The sequence below is a fragment of the Nonomuraea turkmeniaca genome (assembly GCF_005889735.1).
GTDB classification, from domain to species: domain Bacteria; phylum Actinomycetota; class Actinomycetes; order Streptosporangiales; family Streptosporangiaceae; genus Nonomuraea; species Nonomuraea turkmeniaca.
Genome location: NZ_VCKY01000107.1, coordinates 22,458 through 35,005 on the forward strand (window position 1 = coordinate 22,458; position 12,548 = coordinate 35,005).

Below are 12,548 nucleotides of genomic sequence, written 5' to 3' on the forward strand. Positions count from 1 at the left end.
ACCATGACCCCCCCGATGCGACTCGCCGTGCTCGCCGCAGGCGTGCTGGTCCTGACCTCGTGCGCGCCAGGCTCCTCGGCCCCGCCCACACCGACGTCCGCGCCACCGAGCGCGGTCCGCACCGACGCCGCCGCGCTCGGCAACGTCACGCTCACCGTCTGGGACCAGGAGGTGCGCGGCGGGCAGGCGGCCCAGATGAAGCAGCTCAACGACGCCTTCCAGGCCAAATACCCCAACATCAAGCTGAACCGGGTGTCCCGCTCCTTCGACGACCTCAACACCACCCTGCGCCTGGCCTTGAGCGGCAACGAACCGCCGGACGTGGTGGAGGCCAACAACGGCCGCTCCTCGATGGGCGCGTTCGTCAAGGCCGGCCAGTTGCGGCCGCTGGACGCCTACGCCGACGTCTACGGGTGGAAGCGGCGTTACCCGGAGTCGGTGCTGCGGTACTCGCGCTACAGCGCCGACGGCAAGCTCTTCGGCGAGGGCAACCTGTACGGCCTGCCGCAGGTCGGCGAGGTCGTCGGCGTCTTCTACAACCGCGCCAAGCTCACCAAGCTCGGCCTGCAGCCGCCGAAGACGTGGGCCGACTTCGAGACCTCGCTGGCCACGGCCAAGGCCGGTGGCGAGGTGCCGCTGCAACTCGGCAACCTGGACAAGTGGCCGGCCATCCACGTGTTCGGCACCGTGCAGAGCCGCCACGTCCCGCCGGACCAGATCGGCACGCTCGGCTTCGGCCGCAAGGGCGCCACGTGGAACACGCCCGAGAACACCGCCACCGCCGAGCAACTCGTCGGCTGGGTCGACAAGGGCTACTTCGCCAAGGGCTTCAACGGCCAGGGGTACGACCCGGCGTGGCAGGCGTTCGGCAAGGGCCAGGGCGTCTTCATGATCGCGGGCACCTGGCTCCTCGCCGACCTGCAGAAGGCGCTGGGTGACGACCTCGGGTTCATGCTGCCGCCGGGCGTCACGGCCGACGCACCGCCGGTCGCGACGGGCGGCACCGGGCTGCCGTTCGCGATCACCGCCAAGAGCCCCAACCCGGACGCGGCGGCGGCGTACATCAACTTCATCACCAGCGCCGACGCCATGAAAGTGCTCACCGCGACCGGAAATCTGCCGGTCGCCGAGACCGGGCAGCAGAGCGTGGCCAAGGGGCCGCAGCAGGACGTCTTCACCGCGTTCGGGACCGTGACCGCGAAGAACGGGCTGGTGCCGTACCTGGACTACGCCACTCCGACGTTCGCCGACACCCTGGGCGCGGCGCTGCAGGACCTGCTGGCCGAGAAGGCGACGCCGCAGGAGTTCCTGGCCACGCTGGAGAAGGACTACAAGACCTTCGCCGAGAGCAACGGATGACGCAACGGATGACGGCGGCCCGGCCCCCCGGGGAGCCGCGCCGCGTCGCCTACCTGTACCTGCTGCCGGCCTTCGCCGTGTACGCGGCGTTCCTGCTCTACCCGATCGGCCGCGCGGTGCAGATCTCGTTGTACGACTGGGACGGCCTGTCTCTGGGCAGGTGGGTCGGCCTGGACAACTACGCCGCGATCGTCGCCGACGAAGGGTTGCGGGCCGCCTTCGGTCACGCGCTGGTCCTCATCGTGTTCTTCGCGGTGGGGCCGCTGGTGATCGGGCTGGGCCTGGCCGCGATACTCAACCACGCCAAGGTGCGCGGGCTGGGGTTCTTCCGCACCGTGGTGTTCCTGCCGCAGGTGGTCGCCATGGTCGTGGTGGCCGTGGCGTGGCGGCGCGTGTACGCCCCCGACGGCACGCTCAACACGCTGCTCGGCGCGCTCGGGCTGGACTCGCTGACGCGGGGCTGGCTGGGCGACTACACGTTCGCGCTGCCGGCGGTCGGCGTGGTCGGCACGTGGTTCGAGACCGGCCTGGTGACCGTGCTGCTGCTGGCCGGGATGAGCCGCATCCCCGGGGAGTTGTACGAGGCGGCGCGGCTCGACGGGGCCGGCGCGGTGCGGGAGTTCTTCGCGGTCACGCTGCCGTCGGTGCGCGGGGAGATCGCGGTCGCCCTCACGCTCACGGTCATCGCCGCGTTGCGGACGTTCGACCTCGTGTACATCACGACGCGGGGCGGGCCGGGCGACTCGACCTCGGTGCCGTCGTACGAGGTCTACCACCGGGCCTTCGGGCTCGGCCAGGTCGGCTCGGCGGCGGCGATCGGTGTCACGCTGACCGTCGTGATCTTCGTGATCTCGTTCGGGATCAACCGGTTCGCGGACAGGAGGATCGCGTGATCTCGCGGGGGGAGCGGGTGGCCAACTACGTCATCCTGTCGGTGTTCGCCGCGTTCGCGCTCTTCCCCATCGTGACCATCCTGTCGGCCGCGCTCGGGCCCGCCGACAGCGGCGGCACGGCCGGGCTCGGGAACTTCGCGGCGGCGTGGGAGGTGGGCCGGTTCGGGACGTACCTGCGGACCAGCCTGCTGGTGTCGGCGTTCGTCGTGGTCGTCAGCGTGCTGTTGTCGATCATGAGCGGGTACGCGTTCGGCACCATGCGCTTCCGCGGGCAGTCGGTGCTGTTCTACCTGTTCATGCTCGGGATCATGATGCCGAGCGAGGCCGTCGCGGTGCCGCTCTACTTCGACCTGCGCACGCTCGGGCTGATCGACACGTTCTGGTCGGTGGCGCTGCCGCAGGTGGCGTTGTCGGTGGCGTTCGGCACGTTCTGGATGCGGGCGTACTTCCGCGCGTCCAACCGGGCGATCGTCGAGGCCGCCCGCATCGACGGGGCCTCGACGTGGCGCATCCTGTGGCAGGTGCTGGTGCCGCCGGCCCGGCCCGCCGTCGTCACCCTGACCGTGCTGGTCTTCATGTGGACGTGGAACGAGTTCCTCATCCCGCTGATCATGGTGACCAGCGAGTCGCTCCGGACCGCGCCGCTGGGACTGGCGTTCTTCCAGGGCCAGTACACCTCCGGTTTCACACTCCTCGCGGCCGGGTCGGTCATCGTGGCGACCCCGGTCGTGGTCTTCTATCTGTTCCTCCAGCGACACTTCGTCCGCGGCCTGCTCCAGGGGGCGGTCCGCGAGTAACCCACGGAGGTTCCATGCGACGACTGCTGATGGTGTTGGTCACCGTTTTCGCGCTCCTGCCCGCCCTACCGGCCGAGGCCGCCGAGTCACCCGTGGACCTGGACGCGTTGTTCGTCGGCGCGCACCCCGACGACGAGGCGTTCTCCCTGTCCACGCTCGGCCAGTGGAACGAGGACCACGACGTGCGCACCGGCGTCGTCACCGTCACCCGCGGCGAGGGCGGCGGCAACGCCGTCGGCCCCGAGGAGGGGCCGGCGCTCGGGCTGCTGCGCGAGGCCGAGGAGCGGACCGCGGTCGCCAAGGCCAGGGTCGGCGAGGTGTTCAACCTCGACGACGTCGACTTCTTCTACACGGTCAGCGCCCCGCTGACCGACCAGGTCTGGGGCGGCGACACCCTGGAGAAGGTCGTGCGGATCGTCCGCCAGACGAGGCCGGAGATCCTGCTGACCATGGACCCCGCCCCGACGCCGGGCAACCACGGCAACCATCAGGAGGCCGCGCGGCTGGCCATCGAGGCGTTCTACGCGGCGGCCGACCCCAAGGTGTTCCCCGAGCAGATCACCCGCGAGGGGCTGCGTCCCTTCGCGCCCGCCCGGTTGCTCACGGGTGGCGGCCGCGGCACCTCGCAGACCGGGCCGTCCTGCGCCTCGTCGTTCCGGCCCGCGAACCCGGCGCAGAACGTGTACGGCGTGTGGAGCGGGCGCCCGTCGGAGAGCGGCCGGACGTGGGCCGCCATCGAGCGTGACGCCCAGCGCACGTACGCCTCCCAGGGCTGGGCCGTCTTCCCCGACGTGCCGACCGACCCCGCACAGCTGGGCTGCGACTTCTTCACCCAGGTCGACGCGCGGGTGCCGATCCCCGAGCCGGGCACCCCGGCGGCGGCCGCGCCCACGGCCATCCTCGACGGGGCGCTGACCAGGGCGAGCGGGACCGTGCCGCTCGGGACCTTGTTCACCCTCCGGACCAACACGTTCGACGTCCGCCCTGGAACGGCGTTCACCGTCGAGGTCACCACGACCGCCGCACGCGAGCCGCTGGGCCGCTCCTCCGCGGCACTCCGCGTGCCCGAGGGCTGGGCGGTCAAGGGCTCCGGGGACCTCGGCCGGATCGCCGCAGGACGCACCGGGTCGGCGACCTTCACCGTGACGCCCGCCGCGGGCGCGGCCGGGCGGGCCAGGATCGGGGCCGTGCTCACGACCGAGCGCGGACGGGGCTACACCGACCGGCAGGTCGAGGCCAGTCCCGCCGTGCGGGGCCGGCAGCAGCTGCTCCCCCAGGTCGACCAGTACGAGAAGTGGGTGGTCGAGGTGGGCGTGCCGCAGTTGCGCGGCCTGGTGACGCCCGTGCTCACGCTGCCGTCCGGCGGCTCCAGGCAGGTCGGCGTCGTGGTGACGAACGTGAGCGACACCGCCAGGTCCGGCACCGTACGCGTGGACCTGCCCGCCGGCTTCGCCGCCGACCGCACCGAGGCCGCCTATCGCGACCTGGCCCCCGGGGCGTCCGCGACCGTGCCGTTCACCGTCACCAACACCGACACCTCGCTGAAGACCTCCAACGAGGGCGGTGACTACGCCTACACCGTCACCGTCGACGGCACGGTCACCGGCCGGCCCGCGCTCGAGCTCGTCCCGGCCACCACGATCCCGCAGGCCGGATCCGCTGCGGGGCCCACCGTGGACGGCACCGAGGGCAGCGGCGAGTACACCGGGGCCGCGCTCGACCTCTCCCGCCGGTGGGAGGGCGAGGCCTGCTCGTCGGCGGCCGACTGCTCGGGCACGGCCAAGCTCGCCTGGCGCGACGACACGTTGTACGTGCTGGTGCAGGTGAAGGACGACGTGCTGGGCACACGACTGGCCGCGTCCGACTGCAAGCGGCACTGGCGTACCGACGCGGTGGAGGTCACCCTCGATCCGCACGGCACGTCCGAGAACACCTCCACGACCTTCAAGGCGGCGGTGCTGCCGGTGACGGCCGATTCTGACGCCGCCGGGTCCGCGACCGACTCCAACGCCGCCGGGTCCGCGACCCACTCCAACGCCGCCGGGTCCGCGACCCACTCCAACGCCGCCGGGTCCGCGACACCCTCTAACGCCGCCGCGGCACCAGGCCCGCCGTGCGCGCTACGGGACGCCGACAACCGGCAAGGTCCCGCCACCGGCGTGCGGATCGCCTCGGCGGTCTCCTCCGGCGCGTACACGGTGGAGATGTCCATCCCGATGGAGGCCCTGCCCGGGTCCGTCGACCCCGAGCACCTCGGTCTGAACATCCTGGTGTACGACTCCGACACCCAGAACAAGACCGGCCAGACCCGGATCGGCTGGTCGACGTGGGGCGGGGTGCAGGGCGACCCGTACCGGTGGGGCGTCGCGACCCTGACCGGCTACCGGCCGCCAGCGGACCGGCCGGTGCCCGACCCGGTGATCCCCGACACCGCCCTGTCCAGCCTGGACTCGCCGCAGTCGCTGGAGCAGGCGGTCCGCGTGCGCGTCCCGCTCGCGGGCGGGCCCGCGGCGCGTGCGGCGGAGAGCGGCCGGGTGACCTCGGCCACGGACGTGCCGGACGGAGTGAAGGTGACGTTGCGCACGGCCGCCGCCGGCAAGGCGCACCTGTTCGTCCGCGACGACCAGGGGACCGCGGGCAGCCGGGTCGTCACCGTGTCCGCCAGGGGCACGACGACCGTGACCGTGCCCCTGACCCGCGCCCTGGCCGCCTCCCCGACGGTGGTGGCCGGCTGGGAGGCGCCCAGCGGCGGCACCACGGCCTCCCGGGTCCAGGTTCGCTGACGCAGACGTCTGTGGCGGCCACCGATCGTGGCCGCCACAGGTCCGAGCCGGCTGGTCAGGCCGGGCGGCGGCGCAGGCCGAGGGCGCCGATGACGATGCCGATGACGCCCACCGCCAGGCCCGCGCCGCCCAGGAGTCGCGCGGTGCCGTCCGATGACGAGCCCGCGGCCACCGGCGTCACCGTCGGGGAGGCAGCAGCCGCGGCCGTGCTGGGCGAGGCGGACGGGGAGGAGGCGGCGGCCGGGACGAGCTTGAGCAGCGGCGCCGGGTGCTCGGCCTCGGTGCCGTCCGTCTTCGGCGCCTCCGACCAGTCCACGACCTCCCCGTTCGAGTACGTCTGCTTCGTCGGGAACATCAGCTGATCAGTGTCCTTGGGCAGCTGTCCCATGGACACCTCGAACTCCTGGAACTCACCCGGGTTGATCTTCCCGCCCGACCAGACGACGGTGGTGACGGCCTCCTCCAGGTCGCCGTACTCGGTCTTGACAGGCGTGGGCAGCTTGCTCTCCGTCACCTTCGCCTCCCATCCGGGCACGGGCTTGACCGACACGAAGGCCAGCGGGTGGTCGGCGGGGAAGCTGATCTCGATCTTGGTGGTCGAGGCGTTGTCACGCTCGTTCGGCACCCGGAACGCGACCTTGGTGAACCCGCCCTGCTCGGCGGTCCCCGGCTGGATGGTGACGTGGGCCAGCGCGGGCAAGGCGAGGCCGGCGGTGAGGGCGGTGGCGGCGGCGAACACGGTCGCGGCACGGCGTACGAAGGACATGGCGAAACTCCACTTGGCCGGATGAGAAAAAGAAGGGAATGTCAGAGGGTCAGGCGGGAAGTGGAGGGCCACGCCTGGCCAGACAGTGCCGGAACCCCGGCTGAAGCGGGACGACCCGGGTGTGGACGACCGGCACGCACGGGCGGACTACAGGCGCCGCGACCGGCAACAGCAGCATGAGACGGCGGCCGAGGCGGCGCAGCACCGACCAGAGCGCGGCCTCACCGCGCGCCAGCCACACGCCGGTGATCAGGGTGGCCGTCAGGTGGGCGAGCAACATCCCGGCGTCGACCGCCAGGCCCTCCCCGTGCCCGTGCACGGAGACGTACGCGGTGTCGTCGCCGGCGAACAGCTCGTGCAGCCCGAACTGGGCCACCACCAGCACACCGTTGATCGTCGCAGGCGAACGTTCCCTGCCGCACAACGCCAGTCCCAGCCCGGCCACCGCCGCGAGCCCCAGCCCGGCGGCCCACGGCTCGGGGCCCGACCCGCCGCCCGCCACGTGGGCGAGCGCGGCGAGGGTCACGCAGACGGCGGAGAAGGCTGCCGTCCGCGCGAGCCGGAGGGAGAGTTGCGCACGCATGTGTGTGCCACATGGTCTCACGGGGCAGGGGTCTATCAGACCTCAAGTACGCAATGCCTGGTCGGTTTGCACCGTTTGTCGCTAGGGTCGTGCCGATTACGTTGACATAGAGGTGAGAACGTTGCGGCACTTTGCAGGTTTGCTTATCGGGCTTGTGGTGGTGGCGGCCGTGGTGGCGGGTGGCGGCTGGGCTGTGCAGCAAGCCGTCGGCAGTGCGGCGTCGGCTCCACCGAACAGCCAGCAGATGTGGATCGCGCTCGGGGCGATGGCCGCGGTCGGTCTCATCCTCGGGCTCGTGGTGGCAGGCCGGGTCTCACCGCTGGCGGCCTTCGTCCCGTCCATGGTCCTGCTGGCGTGGACCGTGATCTACGCGCTGGACGTGAACAGGGCGCTGTCCCTCATCCCCTCCGAGCCGTCGGTGAACCAGATCATCAGGGACGCGGGGTTCGGCGCCAAGACGATGCTGACGACGGGTGTGTTCGCCCTGCTCGGCGTGGCGCTGTTCATCCCGGTGCTGATGCCGTCGCGCTGGTCGCGCCAGCGCGACGACATGGACGAGGAGTACGAGCCCGCGTCCGAGAGCACCTACTACTGAGCGGGGCTCCCGGTGTAGAGCCGGGTGACGACCTCCTCGATCGTGGCTTCGTCGGGGGCGGTGGCCATCAGCTCCTCCAGCGTCCCGTCGAACGCCAGCCGCCCGTGGTCGATCAGCATCACCCGGCGGCACAGGCGTTCGATGTCGCCGAGGTCGTGCGTGGTCAGCAACACGGTCGTGCCCTGCTCGGCGTTGAGCCGCCGCAGGAAGTCCCGGATGCCGGCCTTGCTGACCACGTCGAGCCCGATCGTCGGCTCGTCGAGCACCAGCACGTCCGGTGCGTGCAGCAGCGCCGCCGCGAGGTCGCCGCGCATGCGCTGGCCGAGGCTGAGCTGCCGCACCGGCGTGCGCATGAACGAGCCCAGGTCGAGCGTCTCGGTCAGCTCGTCGAGCCGTGACCTGAACGCCGCGCGCTCGACCTTGTAGAGCAGCCGGATCAGCTCGAAGCTGTCGGCGAGCGGCAGGTCCCACCACAGCGTCGTACGCTGGCCGAACACCACGCCGATCCGCCGGGCCAGCGTGGTCCGCCGGCGTGACGGGTCCAGCCCGGCCACTCGCACCCGGCCCGAGGTGGGCGTGAGGATGCCGCACAACATCTTGATCGTGGTGGACTTGCCCGCGCCGTTGGGTCCGAGGTAACCGACGAACTCCCCGGCCGACACGGTGAACGACAGGTCGTGCACGGCGTGGACGACGTTTCTCTTCACCTTGAACGAGCGTCCTACGCGCTCGAGCTCGATCATCTCAACTCCCCGTGGATCGGTAGTGCCTGATGCCCTGCCGCCAGGCCAGCGCCGCCAGCAGGGCGAGGACCAGCGCGGCCGCCGGTCCCATGAACCTCATGAACTCCGGCGTGCCGAATGGATCGTCGCGGCCGAGCACGTACAGGCCCGGCTGCCAGTTGATGAAGGCCAGCGGGACCACGTACGTGACGCCCCCGACCAGGTCGCGGCCGTAGATGCTGAACGGGTACTGGCTGAGCTGTTGGCTGCCGTAGGTGAAGGAACTGCTCACCTCCGGGGCGTCGGTCAGCGCGAACTGCAGCGCGCCGGCCAGCGTCCACAACGCCGTGAAGATGACCATCCCCGTGACCACCATGACGGGGATCATCCAGGCGCGCCGCCAATCGAGGTCGAGCACCGCCAGCGCGTAGCCGAGCACCGCGCCCGCCTGCAGCACCCGCCCGACCCGGGTGCCGTTGAACCGGTCGGTGGCCAGCTGGAGCCACGCGCTGACCGGCCGGATCAGGAACGTGTCCAGCGTGCCGGCCTTGATGTGCTGGCTGACCCGGTCGAGATTGGAGACGAACATGTCACAGACGGTGAAGGACACGCTGGCGGCACCGTACAGGAAGAGCACCTCGTCGCGGGAGAAGCCCGCGAGCGAGGTCGTGTTGGCGAAGACGACCAGGATGACGGCGACGTCGAGGGCGGCGATGATGACGCCGAAGACGGTCATCAGCCAGAACGACGCCGGGTACGCGGCCGCGGCGCGGGTCCACGTCCAGGCCAGCAGGAAGTAGGTCCTAACCACCCTGGATCACCACCTTGTGGCGGATCGCCCGGGTGCCAAGCGCGCCGAGCGCGAGCAGGACCACCGCCCAGAACGCCTGGAAGGCCAGCGTCTCCAGGACCGGCGCCTTGCCGAGATAGAGATCGGTGGGCAACTGGACCATGGCCGCCCACGGCAGTGCCGCGGCCAGGTCGCCGAGCCAGCCGGGGAAGATGTGCAGCGGCACCATCAAACCGGAGAAGAACGTGGTCAGAACCAGCGACAACACCGCCACGCCGCGGTCGTCGACGAGCCAGCAGACCGACAGCGCGACCAGGTAGCGCCAGCCGAAGCTGACCACGACCGCGATCGCGAAACCGGCCAGGAACGCCGCCCACCGGCCGGGGTCGGTGGGCACGACGATGCCGAACATCGCCGCACCGAGCAACATCGGAGGGAAGCCGCGGACCAGGAACAGGTAGGCGGCCCTGCCCAGATCCTCGGCCAGCGAGGAGAGCTGGAGCGAGGCCGGGCGGATCAGGTCGAGCGCGATGTCGCCGCTGCGGATGCGCTCGGGGATGCCGAGGCCGCCGCCGAACAGCTGCATCGGCCCGATGAACGCCTGGGTGACGAAGCAGTAGGTGACGGCGTCGGTGACGTCGTAGCCGGCCAGCCCGGGGCGGGTCTGCCACAGGGCGATGAGGATGTAGGCGCGCAGGACGCCGAACACGCTGTTGGTGAACGCGCCGGCGAGCGCCGCCCAGACGTAGGTGGCGTGTTTGCGGAAACCGTACCGGACAAGCCGGGCATAGAGCGGTATGGTTTTGCACCTCCGGATGTGTGAGGACATGGCTACAGGCCGTGTCCGGACCCGCGCAGGGGTCTGCCGACGGGAAGCAGGGAATTATCCGTCGGCGCGTCAGCGGTCCGCAACGCGATAAACGAAGCGCAGGCCCGACCAGATCGGGTCGATGGCGGCGACCTTGTTGTCGACCAGGCCCACGGACAGGCCGTAGCCCCGGATGGGATTCTCGGACAGGTCCGAATATCCGGCCATGTCCCCCAACGTGACACAACGCCGAAATATCCGCGTAAGGGACGAGATACTTACTGGCCGGTAGGAATCGGCTCAGCGGGGAAGGAGGATCTACGGAGGGTCACTATGCGGATCGACGGGGATGTGGTTCCCGAATACCCCTTGAGCTGGCAGGCCCGTGCGCTGATCGGCCTGATGCGCGGGACGTTGAAGCCGGCCTCCAGCCTCTTGATGCGCCATCCGCTCGCGCTGGCGGGGGCGGCCCAGCTCGGGAGGCTCGCGCGGCTCGTGCAGGTGCCGCAGCCGGCGCACGTCTCCATCGTGCCCGCCGCCTTCTCCGACTGTGGCGGCGAGTGGGTGCGCGGGGGCCAGGGACTCGACGAGGACAAGGCGTTGTTGTACTTCCACGGGGGCGGCTACTTCTCCTGCTCGCCGCGTACACACCGGTCCATCACGTGGCGGCTGTCGGTGACGGCCAGGCGACCGGTGCTGGCGCTCGACTACCGCCAGGGCCCGGTGTACAGGCTGGCCGACTCGCTGGCCGACGCCCTCGACGCCTACGACTGCCTGCTGCGGCGCGGCCACGCCCCTGAGGACATCATCGTCGCGGGCGACTCCGCCGGCGGCCATCTGACACTGGCGGCCCTGCTGGCGATGCGCGACCGAGGGCTGCCGCTGCCCGCGGCGGCGATCTGCCTGTCGCCCTGGGCGGACCTGACCGACATCCCGCGCCGCGCGAACCGCTGGCAGGATCCCCTGCTGCCGGCCAGCCGGGTGCGATGGCTGGCACGCCGGTGGACCTCGGGGCTCGATCCGCGTGACCCGCTGGTCTCGCCGGTGCACGGCGACTTCACGGGGCTGCCACCGCTCATGATCGTGACCGGCTCCACCGAGGTGCTGCGTGACGAGGCGCGGCGGGTGGCCGAACGGGCGCGGCGGGACGGGGTTCTCGTCAGGTACGAGGAATGGCGGCGTATGCCGCATGTGTTCCCTATTTTGGCGGACGTGTTGCCCGAGGCTCGGCTGGCGTTCCGGCACATGGCGCGGTTCCTTGCCGCGGTCGGGGCCGGACCGGCCGCGGCGATGGACGACACCGCGGCCGCCTGAACCGGGAGTAAGATCCGGCTCCTAGTGGCGAGCTCGGCAAGACAGAGTATAAGGTTAGGCATACCTAACTCTGTCAGGGGGATGTTCTCTATGGCTGAAAAGCCCACGGACCATCATCGAGGTGTCGTCCTGCGGACCGAGCGGCTCTCACCGCACATGGTCCGTGTCGTGGTCGGCGGTGACGGGCTGGCCGACTTCGCCATCTCGGGCCTGACCGACCACTATGTGAAGATCGTCTTCCCCTATGAGGATGTGCGATATCCCGAGCCGTTCAGCGTGAAGGCCTGTCGTGAGACCATGCCGCGCGAGCACTGGCCGCGGCTGCGCACGTACACCGTGCGGGCCTGGGACCCGGACGCTCGCGAGCTGACCCTCGACTTCGTGGTCCACGGCGACGAGGGGCTGGCCGGGCCGTGGGCGGAACGCGCCGCGCCGGGCGACGTCGTGCTCCTGCTGGGGCCCGGCGGCGGCTACGCGCCCGACCCGGAGGCGGATTGGCATCTGCTGGTGGGCGACGAGAGCGCGCTGCCGGCCATCGCGGCCTCGCTCGAGGTGCTGCCTGACGGGGTGCTCGCGCATGTCCTGGTGGAGGTGGACGGGCCGGAGGACGAGCTGAAGCTGGGCACTGCCGCGGACGCGCGGATCACATGGCTGTACCGGGGCGGCCGGCCCGTGGGCGAGGCCCTGGTGAAGGCCGTGCACGAGCTGGACTTCCCGGATGGGGACGTGCACGCGTTCGTGCACGGCGAAGCCGGTTTCGTCAAGCAGCTCCGCCGCCATCTGCGGATGGAGCGGGGGATCGCCATGGACCGGCTGTCGATCTCCGGGTACTGGCGGCTCGGGGTGGACGACGAGGGCTGGCGCGCGGTCAAGCGCGACTGGAACCGCGAGGTCGAGGCCGAGGAAGCCGCCGCCATCGCCAGCTGACCCCCGGCCGGACCACGCGACGTCACCTACGGTCCGCCGGCTTACGCCCCGCATCGCCTGACGCGACCTCAGCGGCCGGCGCCACTGTGCCTGCCCAAGGTCTTCAGGCCGCCTGCACGTGAGCCGGCCGAGCCGGTGCGCGGGCCGGCCGAGCCAAGGACGGACGGGCCGTGGGGTGGGTGCCGTGGGTGTGGGTGCCGCGGCCGTGGGG

13 protein-coding genes are annotated in these 12,548 nt (G+C 71.0%); 7 read left to right on the forward strand and 6 right to left on the reverse strand.

Annotated features, from left to right (window positions below):
- Positions 1–3 precede the first annotated feature (3 nt).
- Genes ETD86_RS28415 through ETD86_RS28430 form a run of 4 tightly spaced genes read left to right on the forward strand, consistent with a single transcriptional unit; the run spans position 4 to position 5,832 of the window.
- Entirely contained in the window at positions 4–1,359 is a 1,356-nt protein-coding gene (locus tag ETD86_RS28415; protein WP_211370373.1) for an extracellular solute-binding protein, read from the forward strand.
- A complete protein-coding gene (locus ETD86_RS28420) occupies positions 1,356–2,252 on the forward strand; it encodes a carbohydrate ABC transporter permease (protein WP_211370374.1) in 897 nt (298 codons plus the stop codon). The genes ETD86_RS28415 and ETD86_RS28420 overlap by 4 nt, the downstream gene beginning before the upstream one ends.
- Positions 2,249–3,049: a carbohydrate ABC transporter permease gene (locus tag ETD86_RS28425; protein ID WP_138669227.1), complete on the forward strand. Its 801-nt coding sequence runs from the start codon at positions 2,249–2,251 to the stop codon at positions 3,047–3,049. Before ETD86_RS28420 ends, ETD86_RS28425 begins: the two co-directional genes overlap by 4 nt.
- A 14-nt stretch (positions 3,050–3,063) precedes the next feature.
- Positions 3,064–5,832 carry a sugar-binding protein gene (locus ETD86_RS28430; RefSeq protein WP_246148334.1) on the forward strand — a complete coding sequence of 923 codons (2,769 nt, stop codon included), beginning with the start codon at positions 3,064–3,066 and terminating at the stop codon, positions 5,830–5,832.
- A 55-nt stretch (positions 5,833–5,887) separates the two neighbouring features.
- Here ETD86_RS28430 and ETD86_RS28435 read toward each other — a convergent pair whose 3' ends face one another.
- Together ETD86_RS28435 and ETD86_RS28440 are read right to left on the reverse strand one after the other, a co-directional pair.
- Positions 5,888–6,598, reverse strand: a complete 711-nt coding sequence (locus ETD86_RS28435; RefSeq protein ID WP_138669228.1) for a YcnI family copper-binding membrane protein — start codon at positions 6,596–6,598, stop codon at positions 5,888–5,890.
- A gap of 49 nt (positions 6,599–6,647) precedes the next feature.
- Positions 6,648–7,181 (reverse strand): MFS transporter, encoded by a 534-nt coding sequence (locus ETD86_RS28440; protein ID WP_138669229.1) that lies wholly within the window; start codon positions 7,179–7,181, stop codon positions 6,648–6,650.
- 139 nt (positions 7,182–7,320) lie between these two features.
- Here ETD86_RS28440 and ETD86_RS28445 point away from each other — a divergent pair, with 139 nt between their 5' ends.
- Positions 7,321–7,776 (forward strand): hypothetical protein, encoded by a 456-nt coding sequence (locus ETD86_RS28445; RefSeq protein ID WP_246148337.1) that lies wholly within the window; start codon positions 7,321–7,323, stop codon positions 7,774–7,776.
- On the opposite strand, the gene ETD86_RS28450 is transcribed toward ETD86_RS28445, so the two are convergent.
- From ETD86_RS28450 to ETD86_RS55485, 4 genes are all read right to left on the reverse strand, one after another.
- Positions 7,770–8,519, reverse strand: a complete 750-nt coding sequence (locus tag ETD86_RS28450; RefSeq protein ID WP_138669231.1) for an ABC transporter ATP-binding protein — start codon at positions 8,517–8,519, stop codon at positions 7,770–7,772. The genes ETD86_RS28445 and ETD86_RS28450 overlap by 7 nt on opposite strands.
- A gap of 1 nt (position 8,520) precedes the next feature.
- Positions 8,521–9,309: an ABC transporter permease gene (locus ETD86_RS28455; protein WP_138669232.1), complete on the reverse strand. Its 789-nt coding sequence runs from the start codon at positions 9,307–9,309 to the stop codon at positions 8,521–8,523.
- Complete coding sequence (locus ETD86_RS28460; RefSeq protein ID WP_138669233.1) at positions 9,302–10,117, reverse strand: ABC transporter permease; 816 nt, start codon at positions 10,115–10,117, stop codon at positions 9,302–9,304. Before ETD86_RS28460 ends, ETD86_RS28455 begins: the two co-directional genes overlap by 8 nt.
- Before the next feature lie 69 nt (positions 10,118–10,186).
- Positions 10,187–10,324, reverse strand: a complete 138-nt coding sequence (locus ETD86_RS55485) for a hypothetical protein (protein ID WP_170223318.1) — start codon at positions 10,322–10,324, stop codon at positions 10,187–10,189.
- Positions 10,325–10,429: 105 nt separating this feature from the next.
- On the opposite strand from ETD86_RS55485, the gene ETD86_RS28465 reads away from it, so the two are divergent.
- Together ETD86_RS28465 and ETD86_RS28470 are read left to right on the forward strand one after the other, a co-directional pair.
- Positions 10,430–11,410, forward strand: a complete 981-nt coding sequence (locus tag ETD86_RS28465) for an alpha/beta hydrolase (RefSeq protein ID WP_246148342.1) — start codon at positions 10,430–10,432, stop codon at positions 11,408–11,410.
- A 90-nt stretch (positions 11,411–11,500) separates the two neighbouring features.
- A complete protein-coding gene (locus ETD86_RS28470) occupies positions 11,501–12,337 on the forward strand; it encodes a siderophore-interacting protein (protein WP_138669234.1) in 837 nt (278 codons plus the stop codon).
- The last annotated feature ends 211 nt before the right edge of the window (positions 12,338–12,548 follow it).

What these genes read in the sequence shown, in the direction of transcription:
- ETD86_RS28460 (WP_138669233.1), bottom strand. Translation starts at nt 10,117, where the DNA reads ATGTCCTCACACATCCGGAGGTGCAAAACCATACCGCTCTATGCCCGG.
- ETD86_RS55485 (WP_170223318.1), bottom strand. Translation starts at nt 10,324, where the DNA reads ATGGCCGGATATTCGGACCTGTCCGAGAATCCCATCCGGGGCTACGGC.
- ETD86_RS28465 (WP_246148342.1), top strand. Translation starts at nt 10,430, where the DNA reads ATGCGGATCGACGGGGATGTGGTTCCCGAATACCCCTTGAGCTGGCAG.
- ETD86_RS28440 (WP_138669229.1), bottom strand. Translation starts at nt 7,181, where the DNA reads ATGCGTGCGCAACTCTCCCTCCGGCTCGCGCGGACGGCAGCCTTCTCC.
- ETD86_RS28470 (WP_138669234.1), top strand. Translation starts at nt 11,501, where the DNA reads ATGGCTGAAAAGCCCACGGACCATCATCGAGGTGTCGTCCTGCGGACC.
- ETD86_RS28450 (WP_138669231.1), bottom strand. Translation starts at nt 8,519, where the DNA reads ATGATCGAGCTCGAGCGCGTAGGACGCTCGTTCAAGGTGAAGAGAAAC.
- ETD86_RS28420 (WP_211370374.1), top strand. Translation starts at nt 1,356, where the DNA reads ATGACGCAACGGATGACGGCGGCCCGGCCCCCCGGGGAGCCGCGCCGC.
- ETD86_RS28430 (WP_246148334.1), top strand. Translation starts at nt 3,064, where the DNA reads ATGCGACGACTGCTGATGGTGTTGGTCACCGTTTTCGCGCTCCTGCCC.
- ETD86_RS28415 (WP_211370373.1), top strand. Translation starts at nt 4, where the DNA reads ATGACCCCCCCGATGCGACTCGCCGTGCTCGCCGCAGGCGTGCTGGTC.
- ETD86_RS28435 (WP_138669228.1), bottom strand. Translation starts at nt 6,598, where the DNA reads ATGTCCTTCGTACGCCGTGCCGCGACCGTGTTCGCCGCCGCCACCGCC.